The 20,422-nt window shown below is 67.4% G+C and carries 18 protein-coding genes; 13 read left to right on the top strand and 5 right to left on the bottom strand.

The annotated features are described in order from the left end of the window. Positions 1 to 132: 132 nt before the first annotated feature. The 4 genes from HRU76_14700 to HRU76_14685 all read left to right on the top strand — a co-directional run bounded on the left by HRU76_14700 (position 133) and on the right by HRU76_14685 (position 5,655). A complete protein-coding gene (locus HRU76_14700) occupies positions 133 to 3,750 on the top strand; it encodes a hypothetical protein (protein QOJ18755.1) in 3,618 nt (1,205 codons plus the stop codon). Between the two features lie 115 nt (positions 3,751 to 3,865). Then, entirely contained in the window at positions 3,866 to 4,615 is a 750-nt protein-coding gene (locus HRU76_14695; protein QOJ18754.1) for a YebC/PmpR family DNA-binding transcriptional regulator, read from the top strand. Positions 4,616 to 4,735: 120 nt separating this feature from the next. Continuing rightward, positions 4,736 to 5,215, top strand: coding sequence for an SRPBCC family protein (locus tag HRU76_14690; protein ID QOJ18753.1), 480 nt, complete (start codon positions 4,736 to 4,738; stop codon positions 5,213 to 5,215). Positions 5,216 to 5,265: 50 nt separating this feature from the next. After that, complete coding sequence (locus HRU76_14685; protein ID QOJ18752.1) at positions 5,266 to 5,655, top strand: DUF3052 family protein; 390 nt, start codon at positions 5,266 to 5,268, stop codon at positions 5,653 to 5,655. A 16-nt stretch (positions 5,656 to 5,671) separates the two neighbouring features. Here HRU76_14685 and HRU76_14680 read toward each other — a convergent pair whose 3' ends face one another. Beyond that, on the bottom strand, positions 5,672 to 6,130 hold the full coding sequence (locus HRU76_14680; GenBank protein ID QOJ18751.1) for a hypothetical protein: 459 nt from the start codon (positions 6,128 to 6,130) through the stop codon (positions 5,672 to 5,674). A gap of 76 nt (positions 6,131 to 6,206) precedes the next feature. Between HRU76_14680 and HRU76_14675 the strand changes: the two genes are divergently transcribed. Then, complete coding sequence (locus tag HRU76_14675; protein ID QOJ18750.1) at positions 6,207 to 6,485, top strand: acylphosphatase; 279 nt, start codon at positions 6,207 to 6,209, stop codon at positions 6,483 to 6,485. 21 nt (positions 6,486 to 6,506) lie between these two features. On the opposite strand, the gene kdsB is transcribed toward HRU76_14675, so the two are convergent. Both kdsB and HRU76_14665 read right to left on the bottom strand, forming a co-directional pair. Further along, entirely contained in the window at positions 6,507 to 7,247 is a 741-nt protein-coding gene (gene kdsB / locus HRU76_14670) for a 3-deoxy-manno-octulosonate cytidylyltransferase (protein ID QOJ18749.1), read from the bottom strand. Positions 7,248 to 7,289: 42 nt separating this feature from the next. Then, positions 7,290 to 8,807, bottom strand: coding sequence for a hypothetical protein (locus HRU76_14665; GenBank protein ID QOJ18748.1), 1,518 nt, complete (start codon positions 8,805 to 8,807; stop codon positions 7,290 to 7,292). A 150-nt stretch (positions 8,808 to 8,957) separates the two neighbouring features. Between HRU76_14665 and def the strand changes: the two genes are divergently transcribed. From def to HRU76_14650, 3 genes are all read left to right on the top strand, one after another. Next, positions 8,958 to 9,470 carry a peptide deformylase gene (gene def, locus HRU76_14660; GenBank protein ID QOJ19206.1) on the top strand — a complete coding sequence of 171 codons (513 nt, stop codon included), beginning with the start codon at positions 8,958 to 8,960 and terminating at the stop codon, positions 9,468 to 9,470. 4 nt (positions 9,471 to 9,474) lie between these two features. Further along, positions 9,475 to 10,419 carry a methionyl-tRNA formyltransferase gene (locus tag HRU76_14655; GenBank protein ID QOJ18747.1) on the top strand — a complete coding sequence of 315 codons (945 nt, stop codon included), beginning with the start codon at positions 9,475 to 9,477 and terminating at the stop codon, positions 10,417 to 10,419. A 155-nt stretch (positions 10,420 to 10,574) separates the two neighbouring features. Next, a complete protein-coding gene (locus HRU76_14650; protein ID QOJ18746.1) occupies positions 10,575 to 10,976 on the top strand; it encodes a hypothetical protein in 402 nt (133 codons plus the stop codon). A 20-nt stretch (positions 10,977 to 10,996) separates the two neighbouring features. On the opposite strand, the gene HRU76_14645 is transcribed toward HRU76_14650, so the two are convergent. After that, positions 10,997 to 12,349: a response regulator gene (locus tag HRU76_14645; GenBank protein QOJ18745.1), complete on the bottom strand. Its 1,353-nt coding sequence runs from the start codon at positions 12,347 to 12,349 to the stop codon at positions 10,997 to 10,999. 255 nt (positions 12,350 to 12,604) lie between these two features. Here HRU76_14645 and HRU76_14640 point away from each other — a divergent pair, with 255 nt between their 5' ends. Genes HRU76_14640 through HRU76_14625 form a run of 4 tightly spaced genes read left to right on the top strand, consistent with a single transcriptional unit; the run spans position 12,605 to position 17,815 of the window. Further along, positions 12,605 to 13,576, top strand: coding sequence for an ABC transporter ATP-binding protein (locus tag HRU76_14640; GenBank protein ID QOJ18744.1), 972 nt, complete (start codon positions 12,605 to 12,607; stop codon positions 13,574 to 13,576). Next, on the top strand, positions 13,573 to 14,286 hold the full coding sequence (locus tag HRU76_14635) for an ABC transporter permease (protein QOJ18743.1): 714 nt from the start codon (positions 13,573 to 13,575) through the stop codon (positions 14,284 to 14,286). Before HRU76_14640 ends, HRU76_14635 begins: the two co-directional genes overlap by 4 nt. Further along, complete coding sequence (locus tag HRU76_14630; GenBank protein ID QOJ18742.1) at positions 14,277 to 16,415, top strand: hypothetical protein; 2,139 nt, start codon at positions 14,277 to 14,279, stop codon at positions 16,413 to 16,415. Before HRU76_14635 ends, HRU76_14630 begins: the two co-directional genes overlap by 10 nt. Beyond that, positions 16,412 to 17,815, top strand: a complete 1,404-nt coding sequence (locus HRU76_14625) for a DUF4340 domain-containing protein (GenBank protein QOJ18741.1) — start codon at positions 16,412 to 16,414, stop codon at positions 17,813 to 17,815. The genes HRU76_14630 and HRU76_14625 overlap by 4 nt, the downstream gene beginning before the upstream one ends. Positions 17,816 to 17,860: 45 nt before the next feature. On the opposite strand, the gene ribD is transcribed toward HRU76_14625, so the two are convergent. Beyond that, on the bottom strand, positions 17,861 to 18,985 hold the full coding sequence (gene ribD / locus HRU76_14620; GenBank protein QOJ18740.1) for a bifunctional diaminohydroxyphosphoribosylaminopyrimidine deaminase/5-amino-6-(5-phosphoribosylamino)uracil reductase RibD: 1,125 nt from the start codon (positions 18,983 to 18,985) through the stop codon (positions 17,861 to 17,863). A 147-nt stretch (positions 18,986 to 19,132) separates the two neighbouring features. Between ribD and HRU76_14615 the strand changes: the two genes are divergently transcribed. Continuing rightward, complete coding sequence (locus tag HRU76_14615) at positions 19,133 to 20,296, top strand: saccharopine dehydrogenase NADP-binding domain-containing protein (protein QOJ18739.1); 1,164 nt, start codon at positions 19,133 to 19,135, stop codon at positions 20,294 to 20,296. Positions 20,297 to 20,422 lie beyond the last annotated feature (126 nt).

The raw sequence follows: 20,422 nt of genomic DNA, 5'->3' as shown, positions 1-20,422 counted from the left end.
TCGAGAGAATCTCGATCGAATCGACGGTCCGTCAGCCGGCGGGCCTGGCGATTGAGGGCGGCGGCCATCTGCACGGGTCTGGGCGTCCTGGGAGGCGGGTGTACGGGGCCCTCGCGGTTGCCGGCATCAGCCGTGCAGCCGCCCCGGGTTGATCACCTGCCTCCACGGGAACGTCTGTCGGCGTGGGCGACCTGGGAGGAGGGAACCGAGGGATTCACCATCGACGCTTCTCCTCCGCCGGGCGTCGATCCATCGCACCTGGCGCTTCGATCGGCCGACGACGCCCGCGCGTTCCTGAGCGTCGGTGAGGCGGTGGGGGAGTTTCTGCGCGACCATCCCCGATCGGGGCCTGAGCGTACATCACCTGCGGGCGTAGGCGGTGAGGCGGATGACTTCGGTCGTCGCGTGCAGGCCCAGATTCACTACGTGCGTGGGCTTCAGGCGGCGGTGGAAGGGCGGCATTTCGCCGCCGTGCAGGACTTCGAGCAGGCCCTGGGGTTCGACCCATCCAGCGCGGCCTCGCTTCGGCAGGCCGCCCGCAGCTACGCCGCCACGCGCAACGCGGCCCGCGCCAACGCCATGTACGAGCGTCTCTTCCGACTCGCTCCCGATGACCGCGAGGCGGCGCTTGCCGTCGGACTGAACATGGCCAATCAGCGGCGCTACGACGAGGTGATTCAGGCGCTGGGGTCGATCCGATCGTCGAGCCGAGAGGGCGCGCCCGGGTCGTTCGAACTCGATCCCGCCGCCGACGTGCTGGCCGATCAGGCCCTCGCCCTGGCATTCGAGCACCACGGCTACGACGAGGCGGCGGCGGAGTGCCTGCAGCGTGCCGCGATCGGCATCGACACGTTCTCCGGGCCATCCGGCTACGGCTCCACGATCGCCTCGCTGGCGCGGGTGCGGGCCGACCGCTATCGACTGCTCGGCGACCTGCTCTGCCGTCTGGGGCGATTCAGAGAAGCGGAGGAGGCGTATCGGCTTGCGGCGTCGGACGGCACGGTTCCACCAGTGGTTCTGACGCCGCGGCGGATGTACGTGGCCCTGCGGCGGGGCAGATCGCATGTCGCTCAGCAGGTTCTGCTGGAGCTGCTGGAGGCGAATGAATGGCGGGCGGAAGAACGGTCGATTCAGTGGGCCGGCTGGCTGCGTGATTCATGCAAGTCCGTGGCGGTTTTGGCGGCGTGCGCGATCGAGTCGCTGGGCCGATCGCCCAATGACGCGGCGTCGGCCCGTCTGCTGGCGGCGCTGCTGCCCCCGGATGAGAGCATCGCCATGCTGCGGTCGGTGGTGGAGCGGAACCCGGATGATGCGTCCACGCTGGATGACCTATTGCAGTGGCTTGCGAAGGAGAGCACGGCCCGCGCCGGGTCGTTCGTCACCGAACTGGTGCAGGCCGACCCGGCGCGGGGCGACTGGTACGCGACCCGGCTCTTTGCCGCGATCGGCCTGCCGAACGGATGGTCCTCGCATGGCTCCGACGCCACGGAGGAAACTCGCGCCGTCGGTCGATTCGTCCGGGCGCGGCTGTTCCTGCTGGCGGGCGCACCCGCCGAGGCGTGGCGACTGTGTGAAGACGGGCTGCGCCAGTCGCCGGCGGATCGACTGCTGCTTCTGGCGCGGGTTCAGGCCGCCGCCGCCATGCGCGAACCGGAACTGCTGGAGCAATCCATCCGTGCCGTGGAGTCGGCTGTGGCGGCGACGACCGATCGCCCGGAGCCGCCGGCTGATGACAATGAGCGATCACGGACCACCGCGCAGACCCCCGGCTTTCAACAGCAGGTCGAGCAGACCGTTGTCGCCTCGCTGCGCGGCATCGGTCGAACGGCTGACGCGGCGGTGCGGGCCGAACATGCGACAACTCGCTGGCCGGGCGTGGCTGTCCTGTGGGTGGAGCGCGCCCGGTGCGAGGCACTTCTGCCGGGGCGGGCCGGTGACGCCGAGCGCAGCGCGCGTTCAGCGCTGGCGATCGACCCGTCGCACGAGCCGGCGCACGAGGTGCTTCTCTCGCTGTACGCCTCGAGCGGACCGTTGGCGGATCAGGCGAAGCTGCAGCAGCAGTGGGATGAGTTGACGCGCGTGGCGCCGACGGGTCGGCTGGCGTCCATCATCGCCGCCGACCGTCTGCTGGGCGCGCGTCGTGCATCGCAGGCGATCGACACGCTCATGCCCTGGTGCGAGCGCGACGCCGCGGACGAGGAAGTGCTGGCCAGAATCGTGAGCGCCTACCTGGAGGATCAGCAGGCCGCCGCGGCGCGACGCTGGCTGGAGGATCGACTCACTCAACGACCCGACGATCCGCTCCTGTTGCGGCAGTGGGTTCGGGTGATGCTCGCCCAGCGCGCCTTCGAGGAGATCGAGTCTCGTCTCAATGCACGGCGTCAGGCATGGTCTGACGATCCTGCGGCGAACGCGATGCTGGAGGTGGCCTGGCGCGCCCAGGGGAGGCTGAAGGAAGCGGAAGCGCTGGCGCGGGAGCGGCTGGCCCGCCGACCGGATGGCGTGCAGCGGAGCATCGAGATCGCCTCGCTGGAGGTTTCCGCCGGTCGCTGGCGCGAGGCGCTGGCGGGTCTGACCCCCCTTCGGCAGCGGTTCGACACGCTGCCGCGCGAGACGACGGCGGGTCTGCTGGCCATCGCGGCGCAACTCCCGCGCGAAGGGCGTGAAACGGAAGAGGCCCGGCTGGCTCTGGTGGAGCAGTTTCTGAATCGCTGGCCGGATGCGCCCCTGAGCGTCTACGGCCCGGGCCTGCTGGCGCTGGCCCGGCTGGACGATTCGGGGGAGGGACTGGAGCGCCTGGTCGAACGAGGCATCCGGAACACCTCGGCGGGGGGGCCGGAGGTGGCGGCTGCCGCGGCCTGGCGAGACCTGGCCCAGATGCTGGTGGATGACGGTCATCCGCTTGCGGCGGCGCGCGTCGCCATGATCCGCCTGCGGACGACTCCCGAGCCGGAGCGGACTGGCGTGGCGTTGCTTTCGCAGGTGGCGCAGGCGTGCTTTGTTCGCGCCGGGCGCGTGGATGAGGCGCGGGCGGTGATCGATGATCTGGCGTCTCGATCCATGCTCGACATCCTGCCGCTGCCCCGCGAGATGGGGAATCTGCACGCCGAGGCGTACTACTGGCTCAGCGTGCTGGCCACGCAGATCGGTGAAAACGAAGCCGCCGAAGACCTGCTGCGACGATCGCTGGCGATGGTTCCCGACAACGCCACGGCGCTGAACAATCTGGGCTATCACCGGATCGACTCGAATCACGACGATGACGAGTCGGTGGGCCTGGTGGAACGGGCGTTTGAGCGATCGCCGGGCGATCCGAACATCCTCGACACGATCGGATGGCTGCGCTACAAGCAGGGCCGGTTTGAGCGTGACGATCGGGGGGACGGCGCTCGCGGACTGCTGGAACGGTCGATCAGCGCCACGCGAAACCAGCGCCGGGAGCCGAGCGCCGAGGCCTACGATCACCTCGGAGATGTGCTGTGGCGTCTGGGCGACCGCGCCCGGGCGGTGGAGGCGTGGGAGATTGCGACGCGCATCGTCAATGACGCGGAGCGTCGAACCACGACAATCCAGGGATTGCGCGGCTACCAGCGCAATGTGTGGGGCGTGGAATTGGTCAGTTCCGAATCGCTCTACGATCTGCACGACGGCGTCGTGGGGCGCCGGGCCGCGGAGAAGGTGCAGGCCGCCCGTGCCGGCCAGGAACCCGCGGTGGCGCCGACGTTCGACGAGTCGCGAGCGGGACAATAGGGGCGTAGGTCAGGATGGCGGCGAGCATCACCGCCGCACGATGGCTGGATCGCCAGCGGCCGACAGTCACAAGCCAACAGCATCATCAGAAAGCCGACAGTCAGGAGGAACACGCATGGCCGGTCACAGTGCATGGGCCAACATCAAGCATCGCAAGGCGCGGCAGGACAAGCTGCGAGGCAAGGCGTGGTCCAAGTGCAGCCGGGCGATTCTTTCGGCGGCGCGGCAGGGGGGCGGCGACCCCAAGTTCAACGTCACCCTTCGCTACGCCATCGACGAGGCGAAGGCCGCCAACATGCCCAAGGACACCATTGAAAAACTCATCAAGAAGGCCACTGGCGCCGGCGCCGACGCCGAGAGTTTCACCCACGTGCGCTACGAGGGGTACGCACCGGGCGGCGTGGCGATGATCATCGACTGTCTGACCGACAATGTGCAGCGCACCGCGCCGATCATGCGCTCCACCCTGGAAAAGGCGGGGGGCAACCTGGGCAAGCCGGGGGCGGTGGCCTTCGGGTTCTCTCAGAAGGGCCTTTTCCTGATCGAATCGGAGAAGGTCGCCGAGGATCGGCTCATGGAAATCGCCCTGGAGGCCGGGGCCGAGGACGTGTCCGACTCCGGCGGGGCGTGGCAGGTGACGTGCGACCCCGCCTCGTTTCACGTGGTGAAGGACGCCCTGGAGGCCGCCGGCATCGAGCCCGGATCAGCCGAAATCACCATGATCCCGTCCACCACTGTTGCGTGCGATGGCCCGACGGGGGAGAAGGTCATGCGGCTCATCAGCGCGCTCGAGGAGAACGACGACGTGCAGAAGGTGTATCACAACGCCGAGATCCCGGACGAGGTGCTGGCGGTGATGGGCTGATCCGCGTCGCAGGCGCCTGACGCGCAAGATACCGCGCTTCCGCGTCATCCCGCGACTGGAATGCGACAGCCGGGAGCCGTCTCTGCGTCCATGTCTGGAACATTGATGAGGAAATCCGCCATGCCTTTCGCCGCCGTGACATGCCGCTTCGATCATCCGCAGGATCAAGTCTGGTCCGCGTTGTCCGACTTCGCCACGGCTCCGGAGCGAATCTCCGGCATCACCGAGATCGAGATGCTGACGCCCGGTCCGGTCGGCAAGGGCACGCGATTCCGTGAGTCGCGCCTCGTGATGAAGAAGAAGGCGACGGAAACGATGGAAGTGACCGAGTGGAACCCGCCGCACTCGTACACGCTGGACTGCCGTTCCTGCGGTTGTCAGTATCGGTTTACCGTTTCGTGCCGCACGGATGGTTCAGGCACAGGAGTGGAACTGTCCTTCGACGCCACGCCGCTCACGTTCATGGCCAGGGTCATGTCGTTCCTGATGGGGCGCATGATGAAGGGGATGTGCCTGAAGGCCTTCACGAAGGATATGGACGACGTGAGGACGTGGCTGGACAGTCGGGGAGCGTCGGCGGCTTCGCCCCAGCCGGCGTGATGGGCATCTCCGGAGGCATTCCACGGGAGCGTTCGTGAAACGGGGGTCGGATGGCTGGCTATTCCAACACACCGCTGCCCAGGAAACTGGGGCTGAAACCGGGCCTGTCCGTCGCGCTGCTGCACGCGCCGAGCGACTTTGAGCAGACGCTTCATCCGGTGCCTGAGGGCGTCACGTTTCGACGCAACCCGCGCACACCGTGCGACCTGGCGATCTGGTTCGTCGAATCGAAGCGCGATCTTGCCGCGGGGCTGCGCCGCGCCCGCCGCGTCATGGGCGCGGGATTGTGGATCTGCTGGCCCAAGAAGGCCTCCGGCCGGCAGACCGATCTGGGCGAGGCGCTGGTGCGCGAGACCGCGCTGGCTGACGGGCTCGTGGACTACAAGATCTGCGCCGTGGATGACACCTGGTCGGGGCTCAAGTTCGCGGTGCGGCGGTAGGTAGATTGTTCAGCCGCTATGCCGGCGGAAAGAGCCGCCGATACACCGTTCGATCCTCCGCATCGAGCGCTTTGGCTGCTTCCTCCGCCCGGGCCAGCCAGCGCTCCGCGGCGTCGTTGTGGCCCATGTGTCTCGCGGCGCGAGCAGCGGCGGCGTACATCGCGGCCCGGTCGAACGCGCTGAGCAGGGCGTCGATTCGGTCGGCCAGCGCCGCCCCCTGAAGCCCGTAGTGCCAGGCGAGATCGACGTCGCCCGCCCGGTCGTGCGCCGCGGTCAGCAGGCACAGCCCCCGCAGGCGGTTGACCTCGCTGCCCACGTGCGACCAGTGCAGCGCCGAGGCGTGGGCCATGTGCCGCAGTCGATCCAGCGCCGCCTGGTCCAATTCCTCGGATTCGACGATCTCCCACGCCTCGTTGTTGCAGTGCTTGCCGAACCAGAGGTGAGCGGCGTGAACGTCAAAGTCAGGGGGCTTCATGGCGACCTCGCGTCTGATGATTCAAACCGGTCCATGCGGCAGGCGTCTCGCCCCCCTGAAAGGGTACACTGCGCCCATGCCGCAGGTTCGATGGGATGTCATCTTCTCAGGTCGCGTGCAGGGCGTGGGGTTCCGCTACACCGCGTCGCGAATCGCCGGCGCTCACCCGGTGTCCGGATGGGTGCGGAATGAGCCGGACGGATCGGTGCGCTGCGTGGTGGAGGGCGATGAGCCCGCCGTGCGCCGATTCATCGAGGAGATCCGATCCGCGATGAGCCGCAATATCCGGGAGATGCGCGTCGATCCGCTTCCCGCCACGGGAGAGTTCGGCGGGTTTTTTGAGATTCGCCGATAGGGATGGACGGGTTCGGGCGTCTCAGCACGGCGGATTGGACGCGCGCCATCGCGCCACGAACGCTTCGTACTGCTCCGGCGTGTCGATGCCGTGGTGATGGGCGACGCCAATCCCCACGGCGATGGAATGGCCGTGCTCCAGCAGCCGCAACTGCTCCAGTTTCTCCGCCTGCTCCAGCGGGGTAGGCGTGAGGGTGGAGTAGATTGACAGAAACGCCGTGCGGTAGACATACAAGCCCACGTGCTTGAGCCGGCTCACCTGTCCGGTGCGGTCTCGGTCGAAGGGGATGAGGGCGCGGGAGAAATACAGCGCCCGGCCGCGCGTGTCCGTGACGACCTTCACGATGTTGGGGTTCGCGGCGTCTTCATCGGGCGCGAAGGGAGAGCCGATGGTGGCGACGGGACAGTCGGCGTGGTTCTGAAGGGTCGCCACACCGAGGTCAATCAGCCCCGGATCAAGGTCCGGCTCGTCCCCCTGCACGTTGACGATGATGTCCGCGTTCAGCCGGGGCGCAATCTCCGCGATCCGGGAGGTTCCGTTGGGGTGGTCGCGGCGGGTCATCAGCACACTGCCGCCGAAGTCGCGCACGGCGTCGGCGATGCGTTCATCATCGGTGGCGACGACCACGCGCGCCACCGATTTCGCCAGAACGGCCTGGTCGTAGACGTGGCGCACCAGTGGTCGCCCGGTCCGGCTGGCGAGCATCTTGCCCGGGAAGCGGGTCGAGTCGTACCGAGCAGGAATCACGGCGACCACGGACATGGGAAGAGGTCCGCCTTGTGGAGCCGGCGGCGCGGAGCAGCGTCAGGCGGACAGTTCCTTCACCAGGTCGTCGATCTCCTTGCGCCTGGCGCGGATATCGCGGTAGGTGATGTCCTTGCGGGCGATGCCGGAACAGATCTCCAGCGCTTCCTTGGCCAGCTCGATGGAACGGTCGGTTCGCGCCTGGGCGATCAGCGACACCATGAGATCGTACCGGATGTCAAGTTCGCGATCGCGGTTGGTGGCGTCGATGTTCTCCAGCGCTTCCTTGAACTCGCTGATGGCCTCGGTGTGCCAGCCCACGGCGGCGAAGCACAGCCCCAGCTTGTGTCCGGCGGGCACGCGCAGCTTCGGCTCATCCTTGGCCTGCTGGTAGGAAGACATGGCCGCCTCGTGGTTGCCCAGTTCGAACTCCACGTCCCCGCGATGGTACTTGATCATCCGGTCGGTGGGATACTGGACCTCGCGCTCGGCGTACTCGGCGGCCTTGTACATCAGGTGTTCACGACGCAGCGTCTCCAGTTGCGAACGAAGCTCCTCGTCGTCCGGCGAGGCGGCAACCTTGGATTCCAGCTCCCTGATGCCGCGCTCGGCCTGGGCGATCTTGATGTCGGCGGCGGCGAGGCGGAATCGGAACTCCCTGGTGTCCTGGTACCCCTTCATGTAGACGCGATAGGCCAGATCGTCAGCGTTGGGCACATTCAGCTTGCGCAGCGCCAGGGCGTAGCGGTTGATGTTGTCGGGAAGAGCGGGATTCTCCTCGTAGAGCTGCTTGGCCTTCTGGTAGTTGCGCTCATCCGACTGACCCGCGCCGGAGAGCGACTCGGCGGCCTCAAGATCGCGCTGCTTGTCGGAGTCCTTCACGAACTTGCGGAAGCCGCCTTCCTGCCCGGCCTGCTCGTAGCCGCCCTGATCCATGGCCCGCTGAGCAGCCAGGTTCTTGATCTCCTGCGCCAGAGCGGCGTCGGCGGGATCGATCCGGACGGCGATCTCGCCGGCCTCAATCGCCTGGTCCCACGCGCCCACGGCGCCGAAGGCGCGCATGGCGGCGATGAAATGGCTCTTGCTGGGCTTCTTCTGCGCCCGCAGCAGGTTGAGCAGCTTCGGAGCCAGCCAACGCCCGAACTCCCGCTGCTGGGCCTTGACAGCGGCCTCGATCAGCCGCACACCCAGGGCGGGGTTCATGTAGTCCCGCATCCACTCATACTCGGCGGCGGCGAAGCGGGCGACGGGGTGCGGCCCGTCGATGGATCGAACATCCTTACCGGATGCGGGCTTGCCGCCCTTGGTCTTGAGTTTGATGGCCGCCTCGTACATGCCGGTGTGGGCGGCCATGTCCTCGGGATCGAACTTGATGCCGTTGGCGAAGCAGGTCAGCGCGTACTCGTAGTTGGTGCTGTCCAGCGCGGTGCGGGCGTGGTTGAACCACTTGCGCGCCTTCTCCGGGTCAGGCACGAACGACGACATCTCGTCGCGCGTTTCGGCTGAACCGTTCCCTCCCACGTCCTTGGAGGGGGGGACCGTCGAGTTCGAGTCTTTCTTGCTTCCGAAGATTGCCACGAAGCGTTTCCCGATCTTTCGTCAATGTTCGGACGTCGCGCCCGCTCCGGGTCATCGACCGGATCGCGGAAGGTACGGTATTCCGACCCATCGGTCAATCATCGGCAGGAATGGTCCCCCATTCGAGCCGGGCTTAGCATAGGCCCCATGATGGTTGACCCGGCGTCGCTGCGGATCGTCCTCTTTCCGGCGGAGATTCTGCGCCGCAAGGCCGACCCGGTCGCCGTCGTCACCGACGAGGTGCGGGCCGTCGCCCGGCGCATGCTCGAACTGATGCGCGATGCGGAGGGCATCGGCCTGGCCGCGCCGCAGGTGGGGTTGCCCTGGCGTCTGTTCGTGACCGGCCCCCACGAGGGCGAGCCCGAGCGCGTTTTTATCAACCCCGAACTGACCGAACCCTCGGAGGAACTGGAGGTTCACGAGGAGGGGTGCCTGAGCATCCCGAATGTGCGCGTCGAGGTGCGCCGGCCTCGAGAGATCACCATCTCCGCTCTGGACCTTGACGGCCGGCCGTTCACCCTGCGCCGTTCGGACCTGCTGGCCCGCGCCTGGCAGCATGAAGTCGATCACCTCAACGGCGTCCTGATCATCGATCGCATGGGGCCGATGGATCGACTCGCCAACCGGCGCGCCATCCGCGACCTCAAGAGTGCGGCGGGTTGATCCCATGCGACTCGTGTACTTCGGATCGGGCGAGTTCGGGGTTCCAACCTTCCGTCGATTGACGCGCGATCACGAGATTGTGCTGGTGGTCACGCAGCCGGACCGACCGGCCGGGCGGAAGCGGGCGCCGACCCCGACGCCCATCGCATCGCTGGCGGCAACGCTCGGGGTGTCCGTGCTGAAGCCGGAGAGCGTGAATGATCCGGAGGTGGTTCGCGCGGTTCGCGGCGCACACGCCGACGCCTATGTCGTCATCGCCTATGGTCAGAAGCTGGGGGGCTCGCTGCTGGAAGGCGTCTTCGCCATCAATCTTCACGGATCACTTCTTCCCAGGCATCGAGGCGCCGCACCGGTGAACTGGGCCATCATCCGGGGCGATGCCACGACGGGCGTCAGCGTCATCACCCTGGCGGATCGCATGGACGCGGGAGAGATCCTCGGACAGTCGGTGACGCCGATTGACCCCATGGAAACCGCTGGAGAACTGCATGATCGTCTGGCCCTGCTCGGCCCTGACCTGGTCAGCGAGGTGCTGCGTCGTCATGAAGCCGGCTCCCTCACACGCCAGCCGCAGGATGAGCGCCTGGCGACGCGGGCGCCGAAGTTCACCAAGGCCGATGGAACCGTCTCGTTCGACCAGCCCGCGGATCAGGTGAGGAACCGCGTCCACGGACTGACGCCCTGGCCCGGCTGCTGGGTGGAGCTGGATGGCAAGCCGCTGCGGCTTCATCGCGTGCTCGTGACGCAGGCGGCTGAAACGTCCAATGCTCCACCCGGAACCATCATCGAAGGCGATCTCGTTGTGTGCGCCCCGGGCGCAATCCGGCTGCTGGCGGTGCAGGCGCCCGGCGGCAAGATGATGGCCTTTGCGGCGTATCGGGCGGGGCACCCGGTCCCGGCGGGTTCACGTCTGGCGCCGAGGAATGCCGATGCCCCGGAGGGTGCATGAATCTGCTGGGACTGACACTCTGGGATCTGCTGCCGCGTCGCAAGTCCGGGCGCAAGGCCGAAGCGCGCCCCCGGATGCACCCCCGGACGTGCCCCCGGACGCGCCCCCGGACGCGCCCTCGGGTCGCGGGAGCGTCCCGGGGCAAGGCGTCGCCCATGCAGCAGCGGTATGACGCGCTGGTCGAGGAGATGAAGCAGCGATATGGATTCAAAGTCCGCAAGTGGCGCCGGGGAACGTCCGGGTGCGCCTGGGAGATTCGCTACCGCGACGGCACGGTCGCCCGTTGGATCGAATCGCCGTACCCGACCGGACCGATGAGCTGCGCCGTGTTCCTGCACGAGGTCGGGCATCACGCCATCGGACTGCGTCGCTTCAGCCCCCGTTGCCTCGAGGAATATCACGCCTGGATGTGGTCACTCGAAGCCATGAAGTCACGCGGGTTCAACGTGACGGACGCGGTTCATCGTCGGGTGACCGCCTCGCTGCGTTACGCCGTCGCCAAGGCCAGACGGCGGGGGATCAGGTCAATCCCGCCGGAGTTGCGTGCGTTCGAGTAAATGGTCCGGAGCACGGCGCGTCATCGCGCCGGCCCGTCAGCGCCGAGCGCACGGGTCACTTCCTCGACGAGTTGATCGGCCCGGAACGGCTTGAACAGGATGCTTGAAAGCCCCTCCTGGCTGGCTCGAACGATCGAGTGATGGGGGTCGTACCCGAATCCGGTCATCAGGATGATGGGCACCGAGGCGTACCGATCGCGGGCTGATCGGAAGACCTCGTAGCCGTTGAGATCCGGGAGCTTGACGTCGGAGATGACCAGGTCCAGGTGACCGGAGCGTCCGCTGATCACGTTCATCGAGGTGAGCGCATCGCGGCCGCTCTCGCACGCCACGACTTCACAGCCGACCCGTGTCAGCACGGACGAAATGGTGTCGCGGATCGAGGCGTCGTCGTCCACGACGAGAACGGTCTTGCCCTCGAGCAGGGGGTTGGTGCGGCATTCCCTGAGGGTCCGCTCCAGCCCCAGCAGCGACTTGGGACCAGCGCTGCACAGGTCAATGGCGCCGCGGGCGCGTTCCACGCTGGCGACGATCCGATCCAGCGCCTCGCGGGCCGTCACGTCCAGTTCCTGCGACGTGCGGAACGCCAGCACCGCCTGAGTGATCTCGTCAAGCGGCGCGCGAATTTCAGCGGAGAGGATTTCGCACGTGCTCTTGCGCGTGGTGAAGCGCTCCACCACGAGCAGGTTGAGCAGATGCAGCGACAGTGCGATCGAGCGGGCCACCACCCTGGCCCGGGCGAGATCATGTTCGGAGAACGCGCCAGGACGGGCATCCTCGACGTTGAATACACCGATCACTTCACCAGCCAGCAGCAGGGGCACGGTGAGCGAACTGCCGGCATTCTCGAGGCCGAGGCGATATCGCGGGTCCGCCCGCACGTCCGGGCACAGGTACGGCTGGCCCGTGGTTGCGACGTAGCCGCTGATGCCGTTGCCCTCCGGCTTGGCGAAGATCGATTCACCTACCGGCAGCGGGCGCAGTCCGACCGCGATCACCAGTTCCAGCTGGCTGGTCTTGCGGTTCAGCAGCCGAACTTCGAAGTGCTCCCAGCCCAGGCGGTCACGGACGACGGCGGTGACAGTTCCTTCCAGCCACTTGAGTCGCTCCACCGAGTTGGTCTTCTCGATCGACTCGGGAGTGATCGCCAGCATGGCCTGGGATGCCGCGTCGATCTGGTCCAGCTCGACGGCGTCGGGGGCGTCCGCGGCGGGCGTCAGCACGGCGTCGGGGGGCGTGTCAATGCCCCTCAGAAGCGACCGCGCCTCGTCGCCGGTCACGACGTCGAAGTGGGAGCGCAGGAGGGCCAGACCTTCGGCATCCGGCACCACCTCGTCCCGCGGGATCAGCAGACGGGGTGGACGCTTGCTCATATTCATCGCCCGGAACACCTTGTCCGGGGACGATTGGCCGATTGTAGCCCATCGATCGGGCGTGACGATCGACGGGTTTTCGCCTCGGCGACGATCCCTGACCGATGGAGAGGCGGCATCGTGATGAAGACAAGCCCCGCCACACGGGTGCTTCGAGGGAATCCGGAAAGCGCGATGTGACGGAAAAAAGTCGATTCCGAGTCGCAAGGTCCGGATAATGTCGCTCCCGTGATGGAAGCACGGATTCATGGTCCCATGATTGAAGCCAGGTGTCTCTCCAAGTGGTATGGTCGGTTCGCCGCGGTGGATGCGGCGACCTTCGCCATCGCGCCAGGTCGGGTGGCGGGTTTCCTGGGGCCGAACGGCGCCGGCAAGAGCACCACGCTCAAGATGCTCAGCGGCTTTCTCCCGCCTACCACGGGAACGGCCCTGGTGGCGGGATACGACATCCGCGACCAGTCGATCGAAGTGCGACGACGCATCGGCTACCTTCCGGAGTCCACTCCGCTCTATCCGGAAATGCGGGTTATCGAGTACCTGCGATTTCGTGGTCGCCTCTTCGGCCTGCACGGAAAGGCGGCGCGTGGATCGGTCGAACGGGCGATCGAGCGATGCTGGCTGACCGACGTCCGTCGCAAGCCCATCGCCCACCTCTCGAAGGGGTATCGTCAACGCGTGGGGCTGGCGGCCGCGCTGCTGCATTCCCCGCCGGTGCTGCTGTTGGACGAACCCACGTCCGGCCTTGACCCGACCCAGATTCGCGAGATGCGACACCTCATCCGCTCTCTGGCTGGCGATCACACGGTCTTCCTGTCCACGCACATTCTCTCGGAGGCGGAACTCACGTGCGATGAAGTGGTGGTCATCGCCCGCGGGCGAATCCGGGCGGCGGGTCCGGTTGCCGACCTGCGGGGCCGCGCCGCCGAAACCATCTGCTACGTGGTGGAAACAGATGCCCCCGACCCACCGGCGGCGTGGCGGGGCCTGCCCGGCCTGGAGCAGATCGACGAGGGGCCGAGCGAGCCCGGGTGGCGACGGTACGCGCTTCGCATCGGGGCGTCCTCGGGTGATCTGCGTGAGCGGATCGCCGAGCCGCTGCGGGCCGGTGAGCATCGAATGCGGGAACTGACGCGGGAAACCCCCTCGCTGGAGCAGTTGTTCGTCCGCCTGATTTCAGAAGATGGCCCGGCCGTCGTGGCGCCGCGGGCCGCGGAGCGTGCCGCATGACCCGCGCGCTGGCCATTGCACGTCGCGATTTTGCGTCGTACTTCCTCACGCCGGTGGGCTACATCGTCACCGCGATGTATCTGCTGTTCACGGGCGGTTTCTTCCTCTACGCCTTCCGTCAGGGTGAAGTGACCACGCTGCGTCCCGTGTTTGAATACGGCACCTGGGTGCTTCTGTTCGTGGGACCGGCGGTGACCATGCGCATGCTCAGCGAGGAATCACGCACCGGCACATTCGAGATGCTCCTCACCGCGCCGGTGCGTGAGTGGGAAGTGATCCTGGGCAAGTTCGCCGCCGCCAAGATGTTTCTTCTGGTCATGCTCATGCCCACGCTGCTGTACGTGGCGGCGTTGGAGATGCACGGACGCCCCGATTACGGCGAACTGCTCTGCGGGTACTTGGGCGTCCTGCTGGCGGGGGCGGCGTACATCGCCAGCGGGCTGCTGGCCTCGGCCCTCACCTCAAGTCAACTGGTGGCCTTCCTGTCGGCCCTGTTCTTCTGGCTGGTGCTGGGGGTGGGAACGAAACTGCTGCCGCCCTATCTGTCCGAGTCCTGGGCGAAGATCGTCGTTCGATTCGATCCGGACCTGCGGCTCCGCGACTTCGCCATCGGGCTGATCGACACATCCAACGTGGTGTTCTTCGCGGCCTTCACGGTCCTCTTTCTGGTCGGCGCGGTCAAGGCGCTGGAGTCACGACGATGGCGCTGAACACGATGAACCAGAACGTCGGCAGACCGAACACGCCGCCTCCGACCGGCGTCCGTCGGTTCTGGCCGTGGGTGAACCTGGCCGTGTATCTTGCCTCGGCGGTCGTGGTCGTCGTCTCGCTGGGGTCGATCGCGGAGCGCGCGACGTGGCGTCTCCGCATCGACGCCACCAAGACGCGGGCGTATTCCCTGTCTGAACAGACACTCCGAATGCTCCACTCCCTCGAAGGGCGGTGGCTTCTGTCGCTCGTCGTGACTGAACAGGAGATTGACCGATCCACGCTGCGTCAGATCGACGAGGTGCTGGCCCGATATGACGAGGCGTCCGCCAATCTCGCCGTCGAGCGCATCGACCCCACGCGGGCGGAATCGATCCAGAGGTACTTCGCCCTGCTGGAGCGGCTTCGCACGGTGTACGCGGGTGAGGTGGACCGCTATGAGACGGCGCTCGCCGCCGCCCGCGCGGGGTACGAGGCGTGCGGGGCGTTCGCGCGTGACGAGGCCGCGCGGATGGCCCGCCTGGTGGCGGATCTCGGCCCGTCCGATCCGCTGAGGGGACCGCTGGAGCAGTTCCGCAACGGCTTTACACTGCTGGCCGACACCGCCGCCGCCGTGCTGCAGGTATCCGACGAGGCGATGCGGTCCGACGACTCGCAGCCGATCTCTGACTATGAGAAGGCGCGTGACACGCTCGCCGCCGCGCTTCGCAACGCGGCCCAGGATCTCGATGGCGTCTCGCGCCTCATTGAGAACACCATGCTCCGCTCGCCCGCGGTCGGCGCCGATCTGAGGGCGCGCCTGGCCGCGGCGAAGGTTCGATACGACGATCAGGCGGTGAAGGCCCAGCAGGCGGCGGACGGCCTGACCCACCTGCCCCCGCTGGAGCTGGCCCGGATCGGACGCGAACTGGCCAGGGGCGAGGCGGCGGTCATCGTGAGCGATTCGCGGGCCACGGTTGTTCCCGCCGGGCAGTTCATCACGCGCAGCAACATCCGGCAGACGCGCGAGGGCGGAATCACCTTCGACCAGCGTTTCCGGGGTGAGCAGGTGCTCTCCAGCGCGATCCGATCGCTGCTGGTCGATCGCATGCCCCTGGTCGTGTTCGTGCATGCCGAGGAGCAATCGATGATCGAGCCGCGCCGTGATCGGGCCGACGCCTTCGGCGCCGCGTCGCTGCTGCGCTCGGCGCGATACGAGGTGCGCGAGTGGAACGTGACCAGGGGGGAGCGTCCCCGCCCCCAGCCGGGGCAGCGCGCAGTGTGGATCGTGCTTCAACGGCCGTTCACCGAACGTTTCAGCGGCGGCAACCCGGCGCCGACGCGACAGGAACTGGCGCTCATCGACGCCGCCCGTCAACTGCTGGACTCCGGCGAACCGGTGCTGCTGGGCGTCTTCCCCAGTGTTCTGCACAAGCTCCGTCAGCCCGACCCGTGGCAGATCATGCTGCGAAGCCACGGCGTCGAGGCCGACACGTCGCGCGTGGTGATGGAGCACGTCGTTGACCCGGGAGGAGCCCCGGTCGTGCTTCGTACCCAGGAACTGATCGACCTGCCCGGCGAGCACGCCGTGAGTCGGGCGGCTCAGGGGCAGCGGCTGGCGCTGCCGCTGGCCGTGCCGCTGAAGCGACACGATTCGGCGTCGTCCGCGCTGCGCCTGACGCCCCTCGCGCTGGCGTATCCCGCGACGAGCCGGTGGGCCGATCCCAACTGGCTGGACGCCATCACCAATCCCGCGTTCAAACCGGGGCCGGAGTCATATTTCACCGAGCCGCTCCCGCTGGCCTACGCGGCGACGCGACCTGAGCCAACCGGCTCGCAGCGCGACCAGCGGTTCATCGTCGTCGGATCGGGCGCCTGGCTGCAGTCGGACATTGCGGACCAGCCCGTCTCGCTGGGGGGCGAGCGGATGGCGCTCCTCTATCCGGGGAACTTCGAACTGCTCCAGGCCGCCGTGGCCTGGCTGGCGGGACTGGATGACCTGATCGCCCAGACCCCCACGGCTCGCCAGGTGGCCCGGCTGGATGGCGTGACCGACGCGGTGCGCAATCGGTGGCGCTGGATCGCGCTAATCGCCATGCCGGGGGCGTGCTTCGGTCTGGGTGTTCTGGTTTGGATGATTCGCCGACGATGACGATAATGCTTTCAGTCAACCCGATGATGATGAGCTGCCGCTCCACCGTCGTGATGTTCGTGCTCGCCCTGCTCAGCGCCGGAGCGGCGCTGTGGGCCTGGCGGACGGACGAGTCGGCGCGATCCGCGCCGCGGCAGGATGCACGCCTCTTCGCCCAGGGAACGCTGCCGGTAGACGAGGTGTCGCGGATCACCCTGGAGCGCCGTGATCGCCCGGCGATGGTCTTCGAGCGCGGACCGGACGGAGCGTGGAAGCAGGTGGCTCCGTTCGAGCATCCCGTCGAGACGTTCTCGATGCGCGAGTTTGTCGTACAGGCCGCGTCGCTGGAGAGCGCGATGCGCGTGCCGGCCTCTGAACTGACCGGCGAACACGCGCCCAACCGCCTCGAGCTCGATCCGCCCCTGGCCTCGTTGCGGCTGGAGTGGAGCGGCGGTTCGCGGGAGATTCTCATCGGGCGGCGCATGCTGGGCGGGCGATCGTACGTGCGCATGGGACGCGATGGCGACGCCCACCTGGTCGCCGGCCCGTTGCCCGATCGTGCGACCACCGCCGAGCCATGGACCTGGCGGTCGCGGCGGCTGTTCCGCCACGCGGGGGTTGAAACGCGCGTGGCGGCGCTGACGGGGGTGGAGGCGTGGGGCATGATCCGCGAGGGGCGTGGCTGGAAGCTTGAGAAGCCGCTTCCGGCGCGGCTTGACCCGCAGAAGGTGGAGGAGTTCCTCGGCCTGCTGGCCGACGCCCAGGCGAGTGAGTTCATCGTGGATCAGCCGCCGGATCTGACGCCCTTCGGCCTGGCGCAGCCCGCGCTTGAGTTCACCGTCATTTCGCGCGTGCGTGACGCCGCATCGTCCGCGCCGCGCTCGCGGGAGGTGGAGGAATCGATCCTCATCGGAGCAGCCCGCGACCCGCAGGGCAGCTCGTACTTCGCCATGGTCAAGGGGCGTCCGGTGGTGATTGCGATGCCGCGGGCGATGATCGATCGCCTGCGCGCGGTGGGGTTGCTGCTCGATCTGCGGGCCGTGGGAGTTGACGCCGCGGACGTGAAGTCGATCCGCATCACCGCCGAGGCGGAGTTCACCATCGCCCGTGATGACGCCGATCCGGCCAAGTGGGTCGCCCCCGACCGCGGGGGCCGGGTCGTGCCCGCCGATGCGGCGCAGCGACTGCTGGATCATCTCACCACGGCCCAGGCGGTCGATTGCCGCAGCGACCCGTATCCATTCGCGCAGGAGAAGGCCCAGCTGCTCCTCTTCGGGTTTGATGGTCAGCCCATCGTGGGCGTGCGCCTCGCCAAGCTCGAGGATGGTCGATGGGCGATGTTCTCCGACGACTCGCTCGTGCGCTACTACCCGGGTTCGATGGACCTGCCGCTTTCGCCCGGAGCGTTCGGGCTGGAGTGAGGCGAATCCGATCCGCTTCGTCACGGTTGCGCTCGCCGATGCTGGTCAGGCGCGTCCCTTGACGCGGTATCGCAGCACGACATCATCGCGGCGGCGCGTCACCTGCTGCAGCACCAGGCGCGTGCCGGCGGCCAGGTCTTCGACGTGGATTCCCCGCACGCAGGGGTAGGCGTGCTCATCGCCCAGAAGCGTGGGCGCCACGAACACCCAGGCCGAGTTGACCAGATGCTTGCGGAAGAGCCGCCCGAGGAGCCCCGCGCCGGACTCCACCAGCACGGTGGCCGTCTCATGGCGGCGGACCAGTTCGCGCAGCATCGGCGCCAGGGGCACGTCGTCATCCACCATCGGGAGACCGATCACCTCCACGCCCGCCGCCGACAGATCCGCGACGCGCTCATGCTCCTGCTCGATGGCGGCGGTCAGGCAGAACACGGTGACGGGATACTGCCGCGCCGTGCGCACCACGGCGCAATCCACGGGGATGCGCAGATTGGGGTCCACGATGACGCGCCGCGCGATTCGCCTCGCCCGCACGTCTCGAGCCGTGAGCAGCGGGTCATCGGCCAGGATGGTTCCGATCCCTGTGAGAATGGCGTCCACCCGCCCGCGCTCCCGATGCACCATGCGGCGGCTGGCGGGATTGGAGATCCAACGGCTTTCGCCGGTGCGCGTGGCGATGCGCCCGTCGATGGTCTGGGCCCACTTGGCGATGACCCAGGGCAGACCGGTTTCGATCCGATGCACGAACGGGGCGCTCACGTCGATGGCATGCTGGCACAGCACGCGATCCACGGTGACGCCCGCCTCGCGCAGTCGTCTGGCGCCTTCGCGCGCCGCGGGATGCGGATCGACCTCGGAAAACACGACGCGCGTGATGCCCGCCTCGATGATGGCGTCCACGCAGGGAGGCGTCTTCCCGGTGTGGGCGCAGGGTTCGAGCGTCACGTAGAGCGTTCCCCCGTTCGCGTGCCGGCCCGCCTGCCGGAGCGCCGCGACCTCGGCGTGCGGGCCGCCAAACCGTTCATGGTGGCCCATCCCGACGACCTGTCCGGCGCGATCCGTGATGACGCAGCCCACCGTGGGATTGGGCTCCACGTGACCACGTCCGCGCAGCGCCAGCCGCGCCGCGGCACGCAGGTGACGAAGGTCCTCCACGAGACGAGCCGTCATGCGGGAAACGATAGCCGACTGACGAAAAGACCGTGCGGTTGTGCCTCGCCGACGGGTTGGAGCCGAGGCGATCCGCCGGTACGCTGTTCACTCATCCACGAATTTCGGCTGTCACCTGGTTGCCTGTCCTGAACGAGGAGCGTGTTGATGCCGCGGGTTGTCATTCTGGGCGCGGGAATGATCGGAAGCACGATGACCGCCGACCTGGCGCGTGATGCGTCGCTTGACGTGACGGTCGTCGACGTCGGCGAGCATCGGCTGGCCCGGGTTGCCGCCAGCGTGGGGCGCCTGACGGGCCGGACGATCGCCACGATCCGCGCGGACCTGACCGTGGAATCAGAAGTCGCGAGAGTCGTGGATGGCGCCGACGTGGTGCTCGGAGCGCTTCCCAGCGGCATGGGTCTGCAGACGCTGCGCCGCGTGATTGAAGCGGGTCGTCATTACGTGGACATTTCATTCATGCCCGAAAACCCGCTGATCCTGGATGGCCTGGCTGCATCGCAGGGCGTGGTCGCCATCGTGGATTGCGGCGTGGCGCCAGGATTGAGCAACCTGCTGGCGGGTTGGGCGGCCCGGCGGCTGGCCGCGGTCGATGTCATCGAGATTCTGGTGGGGGGGCTCCCGGTTGAGCGACGCTGGCCCTTTCAGTACAAGGCGGCCTTTTCGCCCGCGGACGTGATCGAGGAGTACACGCGACCAGCACGTTTAGTCGAGAACGGCCGACTCGTCACGCGGCCCGCCCTGTCCGAACCGGAACTGGTTGACTTCGACGGGGTCGGCACGCTGGAAGCGTTCAACACCGACGGGCTGCGAACGCTCATCGACACGCTTCGCGTACCGACCATGCGTGAAAAGACCCTGCGCTATCCGGGGCACGTTGAGCTCATGCGCGTCCTGCGCGAGGCGGGATACTTCAGTCCGACTGCCATCACGGTGGGAGATGTTCAGGTGCGGCCTCTGGATCTGACGAGTACGCTGCTCTTTCCGCTCTGGACGTACGAGGAGGGCGATGCCGACCTCACCGTCATGCGCGTTCGGGCCTCGGGCGAGGATGGTCGGGGCCGGATGATGCGTCTGGAGTGGACGCTCCACGACCGCTTCTGCCACGCAACCGGCCAGACCAGCATGTCCCGCACCACGGCGTTTCCGGCGACGATCATGGCTCGCGCGATTCTGAACGGCCGCATTGCTCGACGGGGCATCCTTCCTCCTGAACGCCTTGCGGATGATGATGGCCTGGTCCACCATGTGCTGCGGGAACTGGCCGACCGAGGCGTGCGTGTGGTTGAGTCCATGTATCCAGTGGAATGACCGACCGGACACCATGTGAAGATGGGCAAACCGGGGCTGCTTGATTGCTCGGATGGATTGCGTCGTTGACGCGGTACCTCAAACAGGCGGGATTCCCGCTTGTTCCCACGCGGGACGGGGTTACAC

This window comes from Phycisphaeraceae bacterium (assembly GCA_015709595.1).
Classification (GTDB): Bacteria; Planctomycetota; Phycisphaerae; order Phycisphaerales; family SM1A02; genus CAADGA01.
This window is presented reverse-complemented; position numbering and strand designations above follow the sequence as displayed.